This is a genomic window from Bifidobacterium olomucense, assembly GCF_012932375.1.
Lineage (GTDB): Bacteria > Actinomycetota > Actinomycetes > Actinomycetales > Bifidobacteriaceae > Bifidobacterium > Bifidobacterium olomucense.
In genome coordinates this window covers 79019-99856 of record NZ_JAAIIG010000005.1, presented here as the reverse complement: position 1 = coordinate 99856, position 20838 = coordinate 79019, and the positions used below count along the sequence as shown (strand labels likewise).

The window sequence follows — 20838 nt, the reverse complement described above, 5'->3', positions numbered from 1 at the left end:
TGCAAACACCACAAAAGATCCCATTAGGTCATCATTTGAGATAACACTCGAAAAACCGCGACCGGAAAAGGGTGCCGCGAGCCTTCTCATGGCAGGAACGCAACAGAGATCAGACCATTTCATTCACCATGAGTCTCATCATGGGACTCATCCGAACGATGCTCCGTCGTATCCGTTGTAATAAACGGCACCACCAGCCACAACAGCGAGCAGAACAGCAGTACGTACGAGTATCGTGCATTATGCCGAGGCGTGACAAAAACAGTAGCCAATGAAATCAGCAACGGGGACGAATAGATTAGGTTCTTCGTTCGGCGCAGCACCACGCATAGTCCGATACTGAGCAACGGAATGCACACCGTATATGTGGCCTCGCTCATCAGCAATCCCAGCACCGGAGTCTTCGACGCAGCCGTATACAACGACTTCGCTATTCCTTGGCCCTGATTCGGTTCTGTGCCATCGACATACTCTGGAAGAATGGTCTGAGCCGTACCGAACTCTTCCCAACCCCGACGCACGTAGAAACCTTCATCATATACAGGACCGAGCTTGAAATAATCACCGAGCCAGCTCACCGAATTGAGGTAATCCGCGGGATGGGCAAGCCCTTCCTTGACCCAGACCACCATGAAGTCAGCTAATTCTTTGCTGGTGGCGTCTTTGTTGAAGCAATCTCGGTCCTTGACCGGATTTGCATTTGTCCAATCGTAACCGGCATCAATGATCTGCTGTGGATCGCACACGATAATGGTCTCAATAGCCTTCTTATGCTGCGCGTCCATGGAATCGCCATATTTATCCAGCACAGTGAAAGCCTGCTGCAACGGAATGGCAAGCATTTCTTGTCTACCACCTTTGGCGATATGGAGAGCAGAAAACGCATAGGAGTTAATGCCCATCACAGATCCGAGCGTCGCCACGATAATCAGTATGGTAAGCAATCGTTTCCGGAAGAACACCAGTACCAGCATCATGACGGCCAAAATCACATACACATTGATTTTTCTGGTTTCCGCGCATAGTACTGCGAACACAATCATCAGCGCGACCAAACCAACACCGATCTTTCGATTGGAACGTATACGCCGCACGTACTCAACGAACAGCACCATCCAAACGATGATGAACGGCATCGCCGTAATATCCTTGACAACAGAGGCGGGCAGACGGCCAAACACAGGATTCAAGCTAAGGAACAACAATGCCGCCAAGCAGAATTTCCAGCTCATCCCCAGACGTCCGCCAAAATAACCCAGCATAACGCTGAAAGCCATCGCCAACATCACAGCCTGCAGCAATGCCAATAGGCTCAGTCCCAAGCCCTCATTGCCGATAGATACACCGAACTCATCAAAAAAGCCATACAGGAGAGTCTCCAGTCAAGGATGGTGGTCGCTCATAGCATACCCTGGCAGCATCACTCTTCTGGCAGGGTCCCACGCCTCGCCAGTGCGATACCACATAATCTGAGCCACCGTATCCGCAGCTATATTCGACGGTGCCATCAGCCATAGCCAAACGGACCACGGGACAAGCATCACCACGGTCATAATCGCACAGCGCGCAAGAGAGAGACGCGAAAACAGCCATCTGCCAAATCGTGCGACATGCCGGAAACCATCTCCCGCACTGCGAATACGATTCATAAATGCATCGGAAAACACTCGTTCCGAAGTTTCCACATCTAAGCTCATCGCTGTAGTGTCGCCGGCGAATCGCAAACCGAGCCACAGCACAAGAGCCGCGGACAACACACATATGGGCGCTATGCCAATCCAACGCAACAGGAGATACCCGTAGTACTGGCCAGTGGCATCGGCGGGAGCTACCGCAGCAGGTGTGTATCCTATATCGCTCACCAGCACCGGTATGGAATTATCTGCGGTGTAAGTACCAGCCGGCCCGACACCGTATGGAGGCCATACGACACTTAACGCCACCAAAGCGCCAATAATAGACGCCGCGATTTGCCCAGTTCTCCCCAACATTCCGAACCGAGATATCGATACCAGAGCCCATCCAATCAAGGCTATGCAAGCCACTGCAGGACCAGCCGCCCCTTGAGCCCCGATATTGCCGAATACGTCAGCAAATACATCTTGCCAACTGCGGGAGAATACAGTGGGATCACTGTACGTGGCAGGAAATGCCGCAGCCGCGACAACGCCTACTACGACCGCGATCGGAATCTGAAAGCGCTCCCAACCATGCCGAGTGCTATCGGTACTTGTCATCGTATGAATTCTCCGTCGCTATTCGTATTCAGCATTGCCGTATTGCAAGGATCTTGATAGGAATTAACAGCTATCGCACGCCATCATGCCTGGCGAGAAGGCAGCTCTTCCTGTTCAGGATCAGCCCACAGCTTGCGCGCAGCAGGACTGTATTCAATTTCTTTGGTGCGCTCCAATTGGTCCTCAACCAGACGACGATGGATACGTAGCAGTTCGGAAATGATGAGCAGCGACAACGACAGCACCATCCAGATAAACAGCATGGCACCGACCAACAGCGACTGAATATGCCCATGGCCCTGGCCAGCGAAGAAGAACATCAGATAGCGCACGAAAATCGCGAGCGCTAGAATCGCTGAGATGGCGGACGACCACTTGAACACCGAATGTGCACGGAACATGAGGAAGCAGCGGATAATCGCCCCGGCAGACTTACCCATGTGCTCGAAGATATTGTGGAACAGGCGTGATTCACGCGTCTTCTTGTTCGTGGTAATCGGCACGGAGGTGATGGCGATGCGCTTATTGCCCGCCTGGATAATGGTCTCCATGCAGTAGCTGAATTCCGTGACGATATTGAGCTGGAGCAGCGCCTTCTTTGAATAGGCACGGAAACCACTGGCCGCATCTGGGATATGAGTGCCGGCCGCCTTGTTAACCACCCAGGAGCCGAAGTGCTGCATCATCTTCTTAAATGCGCTGAATTCGGCAATCTTGGAGGTCTGGCGATCTCCTACTACGATATCGGCTTTGCCGGCGAGAATAGGTTGCACCAGATCGCCGATCTTGTCGCTCGGGTACTGGTTGTCGCCATCGGTGTTGACCACGATATCGGCACCATGCTTCAACGCATAGTCCACACCATCGCGGAAGGCACGGGCAAGCCCCATCGTGCCGGTATGCGTAACCACATGTTTGATGCCAAGGCTCTTTGCCACTTCAACCGTACGGTCGGTGCACCCATCATCGATGATCATGACTTCAATCTCGTCGATGCCGGGAATCGACTTGGGCATCTTTTCCATGACCAGAGGAAGGGTCTTCTCTTCATTGAGACAGGGAATCTGGATGAACAACCGCATGAAATAATGTCTTTCTTGTTCGCTTTTCTTGCCGCTAACTTTCTATTATGTATGTAGACGATGGACATAGCCGTGACAGGTACCCAGTGCATATATCGTCCAAAATCGCACATTTCTTATATATGCCAAAGCACTGTGCACCTGCTCATGCCCGATTCCACGCTCAGTGTGCTACAGCCTGATCTTTCGGCTTCTTCAGCGATTTCAGCAGGTCAATATCTACCACTTTGGCTGCGAACAGCAGACCGACATACACCGCGTAAATCACTACATACAGCGCGGCAAGAATCAGGAAATTATCTACCGACATCACATGCGATATGGCAAACAGCGCTATCCAAATCACCACATTGATGCCGATGACCTTCCATGTACGGATGGTCATCAGATTCATCATGCGACGGCGCACCTCCAGATATGAGAGCGTCATAACTACAAACGTGCTCACCATGCTGGCCGCGGCGATGGCGGTGATGCCGCCGAATTTTGCACTCACCACAAAAATAGGAATGACCAATACCAGCGAAACGATGGATAAAACATCCGAAAAACGGGTGTCCTTTTCCGCGTTGAGCACCATATTGAAGATTACGGTCATTCCCATAAAGAAGCTCGACAGCGCAAGGCAGGAAAGCGCCGGAGCCGCAACGGTGAAGGCGGGCTTATAGAATGTGGAGAGCAGATCGCGGCTGGTCGCGGAAATCACCACGGCCATCGGGAAGATGAATCCGAACGCCACCAGTACCAGCGACTGAGCTTTACGACTGGCCTCTTCCGCTTTGCCATTCGTGATCAGACCAGAGACGACCGGCAGGATGATCACGGCGAACGCCTGCAACAGATAATACGTGGTCTTACCAAAATTCATGGCACCGGTGTAATAGCCGGCCATCGAATCCGGCTCGACCACGGATTTGACCACGAGCGTATCGGCACTGAGCACCAGTGAAGCCATGATGAAGAAGAACGAGAACGACAGCACGCCGTGTGACACTTCACCGAATCCAATGCGATCGGTACCGCTCGCGCGCAGTTTCGGCCAGATCGGCACCAGCAGCGCCAATCCCAGCACGATGGTGATCATCATGGCCGAGAAGTAACCGACCTCCACGCCCATGACCGGGTCATGCGGGAACACGAATATGATCAGCGGGATAACGCCAAGTTTGACAATGGGATAGAACGTGGCGAGGAACGCACTGTATTGGAAGCGCTGCAGACCGTCGTTGATACCGAGCATCATCACATACAATCCATTGGAGATCGGCAGGAATGCGGCAAGCTTAAAGTAGAAATCAAGCGATGAATCGCTGAAGATCATACCGAAAACAGGCGCGCCAAAGAAATTGATGGCAAAGAACACCGCCACAATAATCGCTTGAAAAGCGAATGTTTTGACGATGACATCAACCACATTGAACTTGCCGGAGGAAATGTTGCGGGCCAACGACTGACGAGCGCCATTGCTGGTGAACATGTACTCGAAATCCAGCACGGTGATGATGGTGCCAACCACGCCATATGCCGCTGCGGATGTATGACCACCGAGATAGTAATGAATCAGATATCCGCTGATGAAGAACATCAGGTTGCTGATCAGGTTCAGAACTAGGCCTTTACGCATGCCTACTTTCTCCATCCATATTCAACAGAGCGCAACGGTGTTACTCCCGATGCTCGATAGCACGGGAACGAACGCCATCGGCACGAAGCAAAGCGATATACAACGGCACAACATACAACGACCATACGATGTATCGAGATGCGGTGGGCTTCAGCGGTATGGAAATCGCATTGGGAAGCAACGACAGCAACGACCAAATCAGCGGCGCTCCGAGCATCAGGCGCGCTCTGATGTCTCTTCCCCTTCCGCGAATCGCACAGAACAGCAGGAACAAAGGCATGATGAACGACCAGACAGCCGTGTAGGTGAACAGTCTCAGCACACGCGTCGATGACATATACCGCCAGATGCGCCTCACAGTTACCTGCCCCGATTCATTCCCCTGGTACTGGGACATCTGGGCAAACGAAGGACTGATCGCATTATCGCCCTGAATCAACATTTGATTGGGGATGCTACGGGAGTCAGCGCGGAGCACATCTAATGGCAGCGGTCCTGTTTCTTTATGCGCCGTGCGCCGGAGTGAGAACCACCCTGATTCCAAGGAAACGAAAGCATTGATATAACTATCCGGATGGCGCACGCCTTGCTTCAGCCATACCGACGCATATCGGCCGATATAAGACGGATCCTTGAGCGAAAGATGCATGACCGGATCGGCAAGGTATGGATTCTGTACTTCCTTCATCCGGTCCACAGACACATTGTTGAGAGCATCGATGATATGGCGTTCCTCATCCGTCACATCGTCCGGATGGTCAAGCGCATAACGCGCGGTCATCTGCATAGGAACCACAAGAATCTGATTCTGATCTTCGCGATGAATGTTCCATATTTTGCCGGTAACGGCGGGGAATACCGTATGCACCAGCAGAATAACGACTACAGCCACCGTGGCCGCAACTCCACGCAATGCCGTCATCGCCACCGGTTGCCGCTGCGCCGATGGTCCGGCATTCTCATCCCCACGTGCCACGAACACCAATCCCAGCAATGACAATGCGGTGATGTAGAAACCGGTCATAGTGGTGAGGGCGGAAAGTACAGACAATATCACAAAGCCGACGGTGAACCATATCGAGCGCAGAGAGCGTAGCCGCTGACGGCAGGTTTCGATATACATCAGCAGCCATGGCATAAAGAACACAGCATGCAAACTGTCTTTGACCAACGACATGAAGAAAATGGGCAGGAACGGAAAGATCGCATAGAACACAAACAATGCCATTGCGCTACCAAGCGGAGCCCCGGCATGCCGCGCATACACCACGCTGGCAGACAACACAACGCACATGGCTACCATCTGCAACAGTACCAGTATCGTAAGTCCTGCTTGATAGCCACCGAACCATAGTTCACCAGCTTTAGCAAATCCGCCGAATACAATGGTGTCGAAAACCGGATGATGTGCCGAAATCACGCCGGAAGGTTGGCCCAGTGCCGCAATGCCGTAGAACTGTGCGATTTCGTCGCCGGTGTCATACCACATCAGACCGGGATACAGCCACTTGATATAAGGCGACCAGCATAACAGCATCAGTCCGGTGAGACATACGGTAAGGCAACAACCACGAAAACCCGCACTACGGCGGGCCCACCATGACGGCGTGCGATGGGACAACGAACGCGAGTCCGACGAGACGCCAGCGTCTTTGGAGTTCAGCCTGACCGAATCATTCGCGCGCAATTGTCCACGTGCAATCAACAGTTCACCGATCAGGCAGAAGAGCAACAGCATCACGAATAACTTGCCGGCACGAAGCCATAGCGCAGCGTCCAATGGCCCGATGGACGCATACACCGCCGCCCGATCGGCGATCGCGATCACACCTGCGCCCAGCGCGCATAACAGTGTCTGCGCTACCGTCGGCGGACGCAGTATAAGACCAGATCCACCACCCAATGTGAGCTGCATCGGGCAGGGCCCGCCTACGATCCAAGCCGGATTCGCCGGATTATCAGACATATGACGCGCACTCATTGACGATCAACTCTCGAATTGATGGCGGTCGACTCATCGGTCACCACAGAACAGACCCTGGGTACAGCCATTATGCGAAAACGGAGAACGCGACTCTCGCCATCGTGAACATCTCAGGATTGGTATCCATAAGCTGGGAATAACGCCCCGTCATGAATACCGAACCGATGGCCAGCAACAGCGTAAGCAGACATAGAAATGCCCCGACCCGGTACGCAACGCGGTTATCGAACTGCTCTTCACTTCGCCCCCAAGCAATCAGCGACAACGTACCGCCGATAACGAACAAATAGCCGAAGTCGCTGAGATAACGCGTGGTAAGCGTGGCCACGAGCACGTCTATGAACAGCACCGCGACACCCATCACCAATGATGCGACCGCCAAAACCACTACATCACGGTCCACTGCCTTGCGGACACGTTTCACCAGCAGCGCCAGCGCGACGAATCCCAGAGGAGCCCAGAACAACAGACCACCGGCGCGAGGCTCAACACCATAGAAGCCTTGATAGTCGCCCGCGAAATACGGTGTATTGGACACGACGGTCAGGAACGGGAAAGATTCGCGGACGCTCGCCGGAGAGAGCAACCCTTGCCAGATCGCATACGGGAAACGCGCGATTCCTCCCACGGTCGCACGCATGTCATGTCCGGTCAGCTGATAGGCCGCTCCGAACTCCGTGTAGCTACCGAATCGAACCTTGTTCCACCATAGGAACGGTAACGCAGCCAACAGTGAAGGCAACGCCACGGCGAACGCGTTGATCAGCCATATACGGACTGTTCGTCCTATGCTCCGCTTCCTGGACCTACGATCTTGTCCATCAATCGCCCGGAACAGAATAATCGGCGCAAGGAACACAGCAATGCACATAGGCGGACGGCACCCCACGTTGAGCCCAATGAGTACGCCGCCGAGAGCAATAAGCACCCAATACAGCTTGCCTCGTTCAAGCAACGAAGCCTTCATCCACAGGCAAATAGCTCCGACAATGAGCGACAGTCCCGACACAATAGGAACGGCGTAGATTGTCGACATGAAGGACAAGTACATGGTGGGCTGAACCGCGCACACCGCCGCGAGACCGGCCAATGCTTGCAATGGCATTGGCACATTGGCACCCCAACGTTTGAACAGCAAACGCACCAGAGTGATGCTCAGCAGTGCCAACACAATTCCCAGCAGCAATACGACTTTCCATGGTGCCAGATCATTACCGGTCAAGAGCAGGTACGGGATGAAGAACAGCACGCACGGCAACACACCGAAATAGGAATAATAATGGCCGTTGAAATATACGAAATCAATAAGATAGGTTTCGCCGCTTTGCTGATGGGCGGCAATACGCGCATCATTGTCATACGGGTTGGCCATCGCTTGCAACGTATCGGAAACAGGGTAATCCAACCACGTATGGCCGGACACTATCGAACGGGCGATCCACTGGTACTCAAAATCCGGTGGCCATGTGCTTGTTCGCAGCGACTCCCAAGGACGGGTGATAAAGGTCACTGCACCCACCAAGAGAACGCCCAACACTGAGGTGCCGATCCAATAGAGTGCACGTTCTCGATCGGTGGTAGCAACCCAATGCCTCCGCAGTCGTGGTGCGCTAGCAGCGAAGAATATGATGATCAGATACACGGCTATGCGAATGGGGTTGACCATGAATGGTCTGGGCACATTCAGCTGCGGTTCTCCGCTCAACTGGAACACCGTTCCCACCGGAGAAGTCACGTGAATGACGAATGCCGTGGATTGGCCTGCCAAGCGCATGCGGATCCACTGCGATTGCGGCACCTTGCCGTTCAAGCTCGTTTCAGGCAGCAACTTGGCAGCCGAATGCCCGGCATCGTTGGTCTCGATGCGAATTTTGAGCAGTCCGTTGCCGCTGGCCGTCCCTACGGTTTTCGTACCCGGGTGCGACGGATCTTCCATACGCGCACGCGGGGCATCGGCATTGACAAGCGGTATATGCACATTATCGACGTGGATATCGTCACGCTGGAAATCGAGGGTGGCAGTATCGGCGTCGGTGACTCGATACGTGAAATCACCTATCTGCTCAAGACCTTCGCCTACGCTGACCGTGGTCTGAACTGGTTCGTAATTGCGCGAAGTCCAAAACGCGAGGTTGAACACAAACACCTCGCAGAACAGACACAATATCAATGCGATTGCGCACCGCTTAATCGTCGAATTCACATTCTTCTCCCACTCATCTTCACAGCCATGACGTAGAACGGCATGCCGAACACAGTCGATGCCGTACATGATCGGCCTCTATGCTAATCGATAATAGCCGTTCCCTCAGGCCGTAAACAGTGACACGTTCCAAGGAGACCAAACACAAGACCAGCATCTCGTTTATTGTGGTGTGCATGTCTGAACAGATCGAGACTCCAACCATCGCCGTACTTCTTCCTTGCTATAACGAAGAAGTGACCATCGGCAAGGTCGTGCGCGACTTCAAAGCCGTCCTGCCGGACGCCGCCATCTATGTGTACGACAACAACTCCACCGACCGTACCGCCGAAATCGCTACGGCTGAAGGCGCGATCGTACGTAAGGAGCCTCGTCAAGGCAAAGGCAACGTGGTGCGCGCCATGTTCGAGGATATCGATGCAGACGTATACGTGATGGCGGATGGCGACGACACGTATCCCGCGGACGCGGCTTCGGCCATGGTCGCCAAGGTGCTTGAAGGCTACGACATGGTTATCGGCGACCGTTTGAGCTCCACGTACTTCCAGGAGAACAAGCGTCCGTTCCACAACTTCGGCAACCGTTTGGTGCGAGATTCGATCAACGGACTATTCCATGCGCACGTCACCGACATCATGACCGGCTACCGCGCCTTCAGTTTCACGTTCGCCAAAACGTATCCCGTGCTCTCCCGCGGTTTCGAGATCGAGACCGAAATGACGATTCATTCGCTGAACAACAACCTGCGTCTGTTCGAAATGCCGATCCAGTATCGAGACCGGCCGGCCGGTTCAGTCTCCAAACTGGACACTGTGGGCGACGGCATCAAGGTGATGAGCACCATTTTCCGCATGATACGCGAATACAAGCCTCTGCCGTTCTTTGGCGGCATCGGCTTGGTAATCGGCATCATCGGTGCCGTGCTGTGCGGCATGGTCACGATGGAATTCATGCACACCGGCGTGGTGCTGCGCTTTCCTACTCTTATTGGTGCCACCATGCTAGTTATCGCCGGACTACTGCTCATTGCCACCGGCATCATCCTTGACGTCATCGCCAAGAACAATCGCAAGGCATTTGTTGTGGACGCCAACCGCTTCGCTTATATGAAGCGCCACTGACACAGGCAATTCCTGCATATTTTTCTCCCACATATTGATTGGCGGCTCTGCGCTCTTTCTTCAACGAAGAAACTGAACGCAGGGCCGCCAATCAATTCATCATGCCGGAATCACGGCACTTGCAGCAGATGCCGCTGGCAGCGCTGATACCACAGACCGCTGTGCCATTCGTCCGATGTCGGTCCACCATTCTTGGAGAATCCGCCAAGGCGATAGTATTCGTCGCGCAACGCCAATAGCATCACGTACTTCTTAGCCGCACCGTTACGTGTCCACACATCACCACGAACGCAACGCTGACGCCAATAACCATCAGACAAACGCTCCTCATCATGCGTAGGACCACCCAAACGGCCAAAACCACCATGCGCATTATACGAATCACGCAAATTCAACAACATCACATACTTCTCAGCCGCACCGTTACGCGTCCACACATCACCACGAACGCAACGCTGACGCCAATAACCATCAGACAAACGCTCCTCATCATGCGTAGGACCACCCAAACGGCCAAAACCACCATGCGCATTATACGAATCACGCAAATTCAACAACATCACATACTTCTCAGCCGCACCGTTACGCGTCCACACATCACCACGAGCACAACGCTGACGCCAATAACCGTTGCTCAATCGCTCCTCATTACCGGTAGGGGCACCTAACCGGGCATAGCCTCCATGCGCGTTATACGAATCACGCAGATTCAGAAGCATCACATATTTAGTAGTGGTGCCTTTCACCCAGATATCCCCGTGCTGGAAATGCTGTCGCCACCAGCCGTCGGACAAGCGTTCCTCATCTGCTGTGGGGTAGCCGAGCACGCCATGTTCATAATGACGGTTCGCCCATTCCTTGCGCAGTTCGCCGGACGTGTAATGGGCACCGGTGGACGGTGTCCAGGAAATCGCACCCCGCTCGAAGTTCTGGTAGCAGTTCTGTTTGCCCGCAGACCAGTTGCACACCTCGTTGGCGATTGGATTTCCAATAACGCTTTTCGATCCGCCGATACGTGCCCATTCCTCGCCCATGGCTCCCTTGACGGGATAGGTAGGTTGGCTGTTGGAGTTGCCGCTGTTGGAGTTACTGTTATTCGAATTATTGGAGTTGGCCACTGTCTTGTAGCCGAACGCATTCAAATCCACGGTGCCGGAGATGCCGTTGATGTGGCCGTCGCTGGTGTACTGCCAGAAACGGTCGTTGGCCGAGACCTCGAAGCCGGTACGGGCGCCGTAGCTGGCCACCCAGCGGGTCTTGGACCAGATGTTGTTGTTCTTCAGCGCGGACTTCAGGTACGACGTGTACGAGTACACGGACAGGTTGTTGTAGCCGGCGGCCTTGAGCTTCGCGTACCAGTTGTTCACCGCGCCGTTCCACGTGTTCGGATTGGTTGGGGCAGTGTGGCCGTTCCAGCTGCCGGTCCAGTCCTCCAGATCGTAGAACACCGGGAAGCTCAGATCGCTCGGCCGCACGCCGGCCGCACGCAGCTTGGCTACGGTGTCTTCACCTTCCCAGTTACCCGCGTTCGCGGACTCCGCATAGGAGAACCAGTACACGCCGAAGGGAATGCCCAAACGCTTGCATTCACTGATATTACGCTTGGCTTGACCGTCAATCGCGTTGCCCGAGCCAAATCCCAATCGAATGATGGCACCCTGCACGCCATCGGCCTTGGCCTTCGCCCAGTCGATAGTGCCCTGCCACTTGGAAACATCGATGACGCCCTTGGCCTGCTGTGCGAACAGCGCATTGTCTACATCAAAGAAAGCGGACGTGCCGTTGTAAGTACCCCAATGAGCACCGTACTGGTTGCCGGTGAAGTTGGCCGCATAGACGTGAGGCTGGGCCTGAGCGGAGCTGGATGAGCGGAAGGCGGACGGGTTGGCAGTGGCGTCAGGAGTTGTGCCGGCATCAGAGCCGTCACTGCTCGCGCTGTCTTCAGCATTGTCGGTCGTATCGGGCGTGCTGTTGTCCGCGGAGTCATTCGCATCCGCATTGCTGGAGTCAGTGCCGTTTGTTCCGGCCGAATCATTGTTGTTTCCGGTATCCTGCCCTGCAGCAGCATCCGGAGTTGCGGTAGCATCGTCGTTGCTTTCCGCACCGGCATTACTGTCCGCAGCAGCGCCACTGTCCCCGCTGGTCGCGTTCGCATCCCCGCCGTTCGCGGCCACCGCGTCCTTAACTGCACTGGCGTCCACCGGAATAAACGACTTGCCATCGGTTTTGGCCAACGGATCGGCAGGCGTATCCGCAGTGCCGACGATGGCGGGATCAGTGACCGTCGTGCCGGTTTCGATATCCTTGACTTCGCCCTCGGCAGTCACGGCCAGTTCTTCGGAAACTACCGTCGCATCATCGGGAATATCGGCACTCACCTGAGCGGGCAGTTCAGCACCGGGGTTCTCCGGCATGGCATTCGCGGCTGGCGTTTCCTGATCGGCGAGATGTATGGTGCCGTCGGACGACGTACGGGAGCTATCCGCAGCATCAACCGTATGGTCGGCGACTGTTTCACCAGCATATGCCGAGTCGACCGGCAACGCCATGGTCAAGCCAACCGCAAGACCGACGGCGGCGATCCTCGTTATAGCGGTTTTCAACGATGCAGTGCTATGCGATGGTCGTAATGACGCATCGCACGCGTCGGCATTATGGCGTCGCATCAATAATCCTTCGTCTCTCAAGCCATCATTCACCCAGCATCACGCTGAGCTATCCCGACAGTGATTTTAGTAAGGAGTAAGGATGCAGACGCCCCTCCTGCAACGCTTTGCGCAACAATCGTTGCAAGGGCTTCAACGCCAGATTATCCGCGATCAACGCAAGCGGCAGCGACGCCGACAGCGCACCGGCACACCGGCGCACCGTCACATCAGTCGCAGCAGCACCGACGTCGCGGCCGTCGCACCGCCGCACCGATCATCACACCGAGCTGGCGATGGACTTGATGTCTACCGGGCAGGTGACCTGGCTCTTGAGTTCGTTCAGCGAGTCGAGGCCGGCGGACGGGTCGGAGGTGCCGGACTTATCCGTGCCGTTCGAAGTACCGGATGACTCACCGGTGGTGCCGGACTCGCCGTTGGCCTGCGACCTGCTCTCCGCCGGGCATTCGTCGGTGACCTTGCCTTGCGAACCGGTTTCGATGCCGTCGGCGTTCACAATCGGCGTGGTTACGACGTCCAGCGGCTGCGCGGCAGTGCTGCTCACGCGCACGGTGTAGGCAATCGTCAGTTCCTCGCCGGGCGCAATCCACTGCTGGTCAAACGTCACGTACTGGCGGTCGTACAGGGTCGCGGTATTCGCATGCCACGTATCCGCATCGGCCTGCACGGCGGTGATTTCGCCGCCATAAGGTGCCGTGAGCACCACGCGGTACTTCATGCCGCCCGGAACCGGGTTGTTTTCGTCACCGATCACGAATTCCGGCAACGACGCCACCTTCGTTTCGGTAAGCGTGTTCTTCATGGTGAAGGTCACCGTGTATTCGTCGCCCAGCTGATCTTCGGTGTACTGTCCCAGCGCCGTGTTGTTCACCGCGGACGAGATACGGTCGTCGATAGCGCCCGTGTAGAGCGCATTCTGGCTGGCCAGCACGTCGCCGCACGTCTTGGTGACCGTGGTGGCAGTGCGCAGATACCAATCCTGCTTGCCCATCTGCAACTCAGACAGGTAGATGCCGGCCTGCGGCACGGTATCGTCAGCAGACAGCTCACCGCTCGACTTGTCATCGATGATGCCGGTGCTGATCAAAGCATCCTGTTCGGCTTCGTCGGCCATCCAGAGCTTGAAATGGCCGTTGGCGCTGGTGTCTCGCACGGCTTTCAGCAGGCCCGAAGCGGTGGAGGCGTTCGCGTGGCCCAGCACGTGGTTCATAATGGACTGGGCCGCTTCAGAAACGTAGTTGTTCTGGTCGGTGAAGTCCGGGTGATCGATGTACAGGTCCGATAGCAGGAACGGTACCGTGGTCGTACCGTCCAGCACACGACCGTCCGAAAGGGTCACGCTGCCGGTGGCACCCAGCAACGACTGCAGGAAGACCGGGTCCAATGCGAGGACGCCGGCGACGTTCTTGTCTGCATTGCCCTTCTGGTTCAGCCACATGTACTTGTTCAGCTGCGCCACACGCTGGAACTCAGGGTCAATGGTGGTGGTGGCAGGGTACTGGTCGAAGGTTTTGCCGAATACGTCACGCTCCTGGTACACGGTATCGTCCAACGGCTCGTCAGGAATGTCCCAGTTGATGGTGCTGGCGAAATCGCCGATCGTCACCTTGCCTTTGTCGGCCGTCACGGCGGCGATCGTACCCACCATGCCGCCAGCGGAACGCAACTCGGCCGGGTTCTGCACCAAGATCAGATACGTACGTTCGCCGTCTTCGCCGAGCAGTTGCGGCAGCAAATTGATCAAAGCATCGTATTCGCTCAGCATCGAATCCACGGTCTGCAGCATGGCCTTTTCGGCGTTGAGCATCGCGGCCACCTTGGCCACGCTCGGCGTCTCGACCTTATTCAGCTTGGCGATCTGTTCTTTCAGATCCGTATGGGTCTGCGCCACGATATCCGGCATGTCCATCAACGCGCTGACGTCCACCGAACCGTTCTTCATCGAGAAGCCCTGCAGACGTTTCGACAGATTCAGCAAATCGGTGAACGGGCCGTTGACCAGCGTATCCACGGAAGCCAGCATCTCGCGCGCGGCGGTAATGTCTCCACTGAATCGCGTATGGTCGCGGAAGAAGTCCCACTGCGGACCGCTCAGCTCCTCATTGAGGGCGTTCGTGGCGGTGACCAGATTATGGGCGGCGTCACCCAGACTGACGTCGCTGCCACAGCCAAGCGCCGAATTCGCCAGACTTTCTGCGGACGAAAGCACCTTCTGACCATCGGTGTACATGCGCGAAATCGAAGCCGCGTACAACGTACCCACACAGGTGAAGGCGGCCAGCAGCGTAAGCAACGTGACGACAATCGCTCTGGCCCACACCGGCGTGCGGCTGACCAGCGAGCGCGCGCCGCGGCCTACATGCTGGGGGGATTTCAGGTTCTTCGGGGCGGGGCTTTGCGCGGTGCCGAAGCTGCGTCCGCCGTTGCCAGCGCTGGACGCACCGGACGTGCCAGACGATGCGCGGCGAGGACGGGCATTCGACATCACCGATTCCAGCCCCTTCAGCCCATTGGACCAGCCGTCGCGCTTTTTGTGACTTGCGCCCTTGTGCTCCGAATGTCCTGAAGTGGATCGCATATACCTACCTGCCTGAAATCTGCTCAGATTACACCATATATAGCGTCATCAGACGCATATCACTGTTGCCAGTGTACCGAGAACACCGAAAATAGTGGAAACAATCGGCTCAGAAAGCCGAAAATGCACGCATGACCACCACATCATTCCCAGCATGCTCTCAGACTCCATTGAGGGGTATAACAGTATTGCGCAAGAAAACAGTCACGAAGCGCGACAATAGTGAAGTCGTATTGATTCGAATATTCGGCTTAGGAGAACGGGAGAGGTACACACATGTTCGTCCTCAGCAACGCCTGGCGGGCCATGACACGTTCCAAGGGACGCACGGCTCTGACCGCGTTCATCACGCTGGCAGTCACGTTCGGCACGGTTGCCGGACTGGCCATCGTTCAGGAACACACCACCGCGCATACCACTGCATATGAGGCGCAGGCGGCTACACTGGCCGTTCGACCATCCGCCGCCACGTGGAAAAAGGTCTCCGCCACGGATTCCTCCACGACCAAGTACTACATGACGTGGAACACGTACACCCCGTACGCCACCATGATGCAGACCGCAGGCATGACGCTTGACTCCACGAGCCTCACGGTGACCGAGACGGTGCCGGCACGCACTACCGGCAAACTCAAGGCGCTTGACGGCGACTCGCTGGGTTCCGCTTCCGACGACGCAACCGGCGGCAAGCTGCTGTGGCGTTCGTTCGGATCCGAAAACGCCGTCAAAGCCAATGATCTCGGATCGCTCAACATCACGGACGGCAAAAGCCTGAGCTTCGATACGCAGTCCTCCAGCCCGGATACGACCGGCGCGCTGATCTCCGCCGCATTCGCCAAGGCCAATGATCTTGCGGTGGGCGACACGTTCAAGGTGGCCGCCGCCTCCAGCGCCTCCACCACTATCGAGCTCAAGGTGCGCGGCATCTACCAGTACACGTCCGAATCCACTACGGAAAATCCGGTGAACGCCGCCCGCAACCGCGAGAACGTGATCTACACCAACTATGCAACGTTCTCCGCCGCCGATCTCGACCCGCAGGCCTACGACTCATCCGCAGCCGGCTGGAAGCTGCCGGATCTTGACGTGGTCTTCTCCGTCACCGACGCCTCGACATACAAGACGCTGGTTTCCACGTTCAAGAAGTCCAAGCTGCCGGAATCCGGATATGTGGTCTCCTCCCCTTCGCTGGAGAAGTACACCAAGTCACTGGAACCGTTGGACGCGCTGGCTTCACAAGCCAAAAACGGCGTGATCGTGCTGCTTGTTGTGGGTGGCGTGCTGCTGCTCGCACTGGTGATGCTGGGAGTGTGGACCCCGAAGCGCAATGACGAGATCGGCATGGCGCTGATCTCCGGTGTGAGCCGCGGCCGCTTGGGATGGCAGTTCATGCTGGAAGTTATTTTCACCACGTTGCCGTTCTACGTAATCGGACTCGTCGCCGGTGCATTCGCCGCCAAGCCTATCGGCGTGGCTCTGGCATCCGGTCACGCCACCGCCGTGACCAGCGGATTGATCTGGCAGATGGTCTGGTGCGGTTTGGGCACCATCGTGGTGCTGGCCATCCTAGCGGCGCTCCGTCCCGTGTTCTTCGGCGCGAATGCCGTGTTCGCATCCGAAGGCGATTGGGGCACGGTGAGCGAGGCCGACGCAATCAACGCTGCCAACGAGACCGAAACCGGCAGCAACACGACCACTACAACCGACGAAACCGACGACGACGCGGAGGCGAAGGCATGAGCGAGAAGCAGCACGATCAGGAATCTGAAGTCATTGAGAACACGGCCGCAGAAGCCGCCGCCGACTCCGCCAACGATTCCTCCGACATCGCAGCGGTTCCGGCCGATTCCGTACAGTTCAGCGTCACCTTCGACGATGACGATAACGATGATGCGGATCTCGATGGCATCGGCGGTAGCGACGCCGGCAACAGCATTTACAGCGCTTTGGCCGCCGCGGAATCAGACGATAACGATGGCGACGCCGCAAACGACGTGGCCGCGACTGACGCATCGGACGACGCTACGGATGAATCCGCAGCAGAGCAGCCCAGTGAAGCGGAAGCCGATGCTCTTGCTTCAGCCACCGCTTCCGCCGAAGTCACCGAGCGCAACGCCCAGCGCGTGAACGAAACCCTTGCCTTGGCGAAGCAGGACACCGCCGACGAACTGGATGCGCACGCCGATCAATCGGCCGCCGGCTCTGTCACGAAAGCGGCACCGGCCATGACGCTCGCCTCGCGCATCGATCGCGTGCTGGTGGGCGGCGGCGCGGACGACGTCTTGCTGAAAACCTACCCGACCTTTGCTCTGAACAAGGTGACCGTGTCCGGTGCCAAGGGCAAGGTCAACGTGCTCGACAGCGTGGACTTCGCCTGCTATGCCGGGCATGCGTATGCGGTGCTGGTCACCGGCGATCCGGATTCCGGGCTTACGGCGGACGCCAAGCGTCGCGCGCTTATGGGCGTTATGACCGGCCTGACCCCGGTGGCTTCCGGCGCGGTGATGAACAAAAGCGCGAATATCGCCGAGCTGGAACCGGTCGAGTTGCGCGGACACCGACTGGGCATCGTGCCGCAACGGTATGCCGTGCAGCCGGCATTGGACGCCGAGCAGAACGTGCTGTACGCCATGGAAGCCTCGAACCGCAACTTCCTCAAGCCCAAGCCGGTGATCGCACGCGAGCTGCTGGCCAAGGTGGGCTTCAGCGAGGCCACCAGCGGCATCCCGGTAGGCAAGCTGCCGTTGGTGCAGCAGCGCCTGGCCGCCATTGCACGTGCCATCAGCACCGAGGCGGAAGTACTGATTCTCGACGAACCGACTCTCGGCTTGGAAGGCGACGATGAGGTGACCGTGTTCGCCACGCTTGCCAAGCTGGCCCACAGTGGGGATCCGAAACACTGCGTGATTGTGCTCACCGAATCGCGTGAAGTGGCCGAGGCCGCGGATACGCTTTTCGAGATCTGACATGATCTGAATCTGACATATCGAGCGCGCGGGCATTCGCCGGCACATGTAGTTAGGGCGGGGACACCGGAATTCATCGGTGTTCCCGCCCTATCTGCGTTACAAGGGGCACATTCCCGCCTCCAGAAACATCTATCTGCGTTACGAGGGGCTCCTCCTCAAGTAGAGGACACCAGAAAATGGCGAAATCACGTTCCCAAAGGGCATTTATACCTCGTGTTTCATCATTTGAGAGCCCCTTGTAGAGCAGATAGATGTTTCTGGAGGCGGGAATGTGCCCCTTGTAACGCAGATACACCCAGATATGTTCTTGTGCATGCCCGCTGAGCACCCATCTCGCGCTAACCTAGCGTTGGGAACGTTAGCACGGTTATGGAAGCGGGCAATAATGAGCGGATATATCCCTACAGTCCAGCAGATCGACGAGCTGCATCACCAGCTCGCACCGTCCGAGGAAGCATATGAGCTGGTACATACGCATTGCGTGATCGTAGCCACGATAGCCCAGCAGATCGCGCGTCGGCAGAATGCGCTGTTCACCCGCCGATGCACGCTGCCGAAGGACGCACCCGAGTGGGGCGTTCCGGCTGCCGCTACCGTCGCCGAAGACCAAGCAGCGCGATCCGGTGATAGCGAGGTGGCACCGGCCGCAACCCCACATAACGCTGCAACCTCCTCACCCAGACCGAACTATCTGGTACCGCCCACCGCAGGAGTCACCGGAGGCCAGGTACCGCCTCGCTTGCTGGACGAGCATCTGGTGCTGATCGGCGGTCTGTTGCACGACATCGGCACCTATAAGGTGTTCAAGCATGACGGCACCGACGGCGAACCGTTGAAATTCAGCGGCAAGAAGTACATCCTGCACGGTCTCAAAGGCTACAAGTGGCTGCTCAAGCAGGGCGTGGATGAGTCGATCGCGCAATTCTGCCGCAATCATACCGGCGTGGGTCTGACGCGCGAAGACGTACTGCGGCAGGATCTGCCATTGCCGCCGGACGACTATGTGCCGATGAACCTGGAGCAGGAAGTGGTGATGTATGCCGACAAGTTCCACAGCAAATCGGTGCCGCCGAAGTTCCTGACCGTAGACGCCTACACGGCACGAGCCCAACGATTCGGCGAGGAAAACGAGCAGCGATGGCTGGAACTGGTGGCCAAATACGGTGTGCCCGACATTCCGGCGCTGGCCGAAAAATATCAGATGAGGATGATCTGAGGATCTGAGGAAATTCCTCCAGTCAAAAGTGCGGCACGCCCCGGTACATTGGTATATTCGGGCATCGGGTATCTGGCAACGGCCATACACACTTCACGGGGTATCCGAAATGCCCCTGCCGACCGTCGCATTATTCGAAGGATCGATTGACCAACCGTCAAGTTTCCTGTTGTGCATGCTGCAGCAGACCTCGCCCGGCATCACACACCGGGCATTCACGCACCGGACGTCCACCCGGCGGTCCGACGCTCAACAATCGCAATCAACGCAATCAACGCAATCAGATCGAACGTAATCAGATCGAACGCAGACGGAAGGTGCCGTTACGGTTGGAGGCCACGATCATCTGGTCGTTCTCCAAATCGATCCAGTCGCCCTGATCATAGCCGGACGAGGACACCACTACGCCAGCGGGAGCGCCATTCTCGTCTTCCAGCGCGCGGTAGCGCATCACACGGTAGTCGGCTGCTTGTGCACCGCGGCCATACTCGTCATAGATCTCCACAACGCGCGGGCTGGTCACCTCGCGCCCGGAAGCGCGCAGGGCCACCAACTGGTCTTCGGACTGGATCATGCAGTTGTAGCTGGACTTGGGATATGCCTGACGCAGCTCACGCACTGCCTGTGCCACGGCTTCGTCCAGCGGAAAGCCGAAGCCGATGTACTCCAGAATCACCGCGAAGAAGATGGCGGTGTCCGAACGGCCTCCGGTGGAAAGCAGTACGCTGTGGTCCACCGGGTAGGAGCGATTGGTGACGATGTTGCGGCCGTTGGCATCCGAGATATCGCCGTTGTGAATGAAGCTCAGACCGTTGGCATAGAACGGGTGCTGGTTTTCCATAATGAGCGGCAGGTTGGAGCTGGCCAAGCGCAGATGCCACAGCGCGCCGCGCGCCGGCTCGTTGGCCAGAGCCTCGAACGTGGAATCGTAGCGGGCGGCAATGGTGGACTTGTAGATTTTCGTGCCGGTCTCCGGAGTGGGGGCGCCACCGTCACGAATGTACGGCGTTTCAGCAGGATCAGAAAGTTGGGCTACTCCCCAGCCGTCATTGTGGATCTCGGACAGCTCGCGGAAGGCCGCAACGTTCTCCGATCCCAAAATGGCGTTCAGGCTCAGGTTGAACCCTGCCGTGGCGTATCCCAATAATCTGCACATGG

At 56.6% G+C, this 20838-nt stretch carries 11 protein-coding genes and 2 pseudogenes; 5 read left to right on the top strand and 8 right to left on the bottom strand.

The genetic code is table 11. The annotated features are described in order from the left end of the window. Nucleotides 1-119 precede the first annotated feature (119 nt). The 5 genes from G1C97_RS06950 to G1C97_RS06930 all read right to left on the bottom strand — a co-directional run bounded on the left by G1C97_RS06950 (nucleotide 120) and on the right by G1C97_RS06930 (nucleotide 9130). Nucleotides 120-1370, bottom strand: a complete 1251-nt coding sequence (locus tag G1C97_RS06950; protein ID WP_277348170.1) for a DUF6020 family protein — start codon at nucleotides 1368-1370, stop codon at nucleotides 120-122. A 950-nt stretch (nucleotides 1371-2320) separates the two neighbouring features. Then, on the bottom strand, nucleotides 2321-3319 hold the full coding sequence (locus tag G1C97_RS06945) for a glycosyltransferase family 2 protein (protein ID WP_169241153.1): 999 nt from the start codon (nucleotides 3317-3319) through the stop codon (nucleotides 2321-2323). 163 nt (nucleotides 3320-3482) lie between these two features. Continuing rightward, nucleotides 3483-4943: a lipopolysaccharide biosynthesis protein gene (locus G1C97_RS06940; protein WP_169241152.1), complete on the bottom strand. Its 1461-nt coding sequence runs from the start codon at nucleotides 4941-4943 to the stop codon at nucleotides 3483-3485. Nucleotides 4944-4983: 40 nt separating this feature from the next. Beyond that, nucleotides 4984-6909, bottom strand: a complete 1926-nt coding sequence (locus G1C97_RS06935) for a DUF6020 family protein (protein ID WP_169241151.1) — start codon at nucleotides 6907-6909, stop codon at nucleotides 4984-4986. 85 nt (nucleotides 6910-6994) lie between these two features. Then, entirely contained in the window at nucleotides 6995-9130 is a 2136-nt protein-coding gene (locus tag G1C97_RS06930) for a hypothetical protein (protein WP_169241150.1), read from the bottom strand. Nucleotides 9131-9306: 176 nt separating this feature from the next. Between G1C97_RS06930 and G1C97_RS06925 the strand changes: the two genes are divergently transcribed. Further along, entirely contained in the window at nucleotides 9307-10251 is a 945-nt protein-coding gene (locus tag G1C97_RS06925) for a glycosyltransferase family 2 protein (RefSeq protein WP_169241149.1), read from the top strand. Nucleotides 10252-10361: 110 nt separating this feature from the next. On the opposite strand, the gene G1C97_RS06920 is transcribed toward G1C97_RS06925, so the two are convergent. Beyond that, nucleotides 10362-12917: a GH25 family lysozyme gene (locus G1C97_RS06920; protein WP_169241148.1), complete on the bottom strand. Its 2556-nt coding sequence runs from the start codon at nucleotides 12915-12917 to the stop codon at nucleotides 10362-10364. 259 nt (nucleotides 12918-13176) lie between these two features. Then, nucleotides 13177-15495 (bottom strand): DUF4012 domain-containing protein, encoded by a 2319-nt coding sequence (locus tag G1C97_RS06915; RefSeq protein WP_169241147.1) that lies wholly within the window; start codon nucleotides 15493-15495, stop codon nucleotides 13177-13179. A 276-nt stretch (nucleotides 15496-15771) separates the two neighbouring features. Between G1C97_RS06915 and G1C97_RS06910 the strand changes: the two genes are divergently transcribed. The 4 genes and pseudogenes from G1C97_RS06910 to G1C97_RS12515 form a co-directional block, all read left to right on the top strand. Continuing rightward, on the top strand, nucleotides 15772-17235 hold the full coding sequence (locus G1C97_RS06910; protein WP_169241146.1) for an ABC transporter permease: 1464 nt from the start codon (nucleotides 15772-15774) through the stop codon (nucleotides 17233-17235). Next, nucleotides 17232-18461: an ATP-binding cassette domain-containing protein gene (locus G1C97_RS06905; RefSeq protein ID WP_169241145.1), complete on the top strand. Its 1230-nt coding sequence runs from the start codon at nucleotides 17232-17234 to the stop codon at nucleotides 18459-18461. Before G1C97_RS06910 ends, G1C97_RS06905 begins: the two co-directional genes overlap by 4 nt. 388 nt (nucleotides 18462-18849) lie before the next feature. Beyond that, a pseudogene (locus G1C97_RS12520) lies at nucleotides 18850-19032 on the top strand (HD domain-containing protein); the annotation flags it as partial. Nucleotides 19033-19158: 126 nt separating this feature from the next. Continuing rightward, nucleotides 19159-19680, top strand: a pseudogene (locus tag G1C97_RS12515) (HD domain-containing protein); the annotation flags it as partial. A 295-nt stretch (nucleotides 19681-19975) separates the two neighbouring features. Here the strand turns inward: G1C97_RS12515 and G1C97_RS06895 are convergent. Beyond that, complete coding sequence (locus tag G1C97_RS06895; RefSeq protein ID WP_169241143.1) at nucleotides 19976-20836, bottom strand: class II glutamine amidotransferase; 861 nt, start codon at nucleotides 20834-20836, stop codon at nucleotides 19976-19978. Nucleotides 20837-20838: the final 2 nt, after the last annotated feature.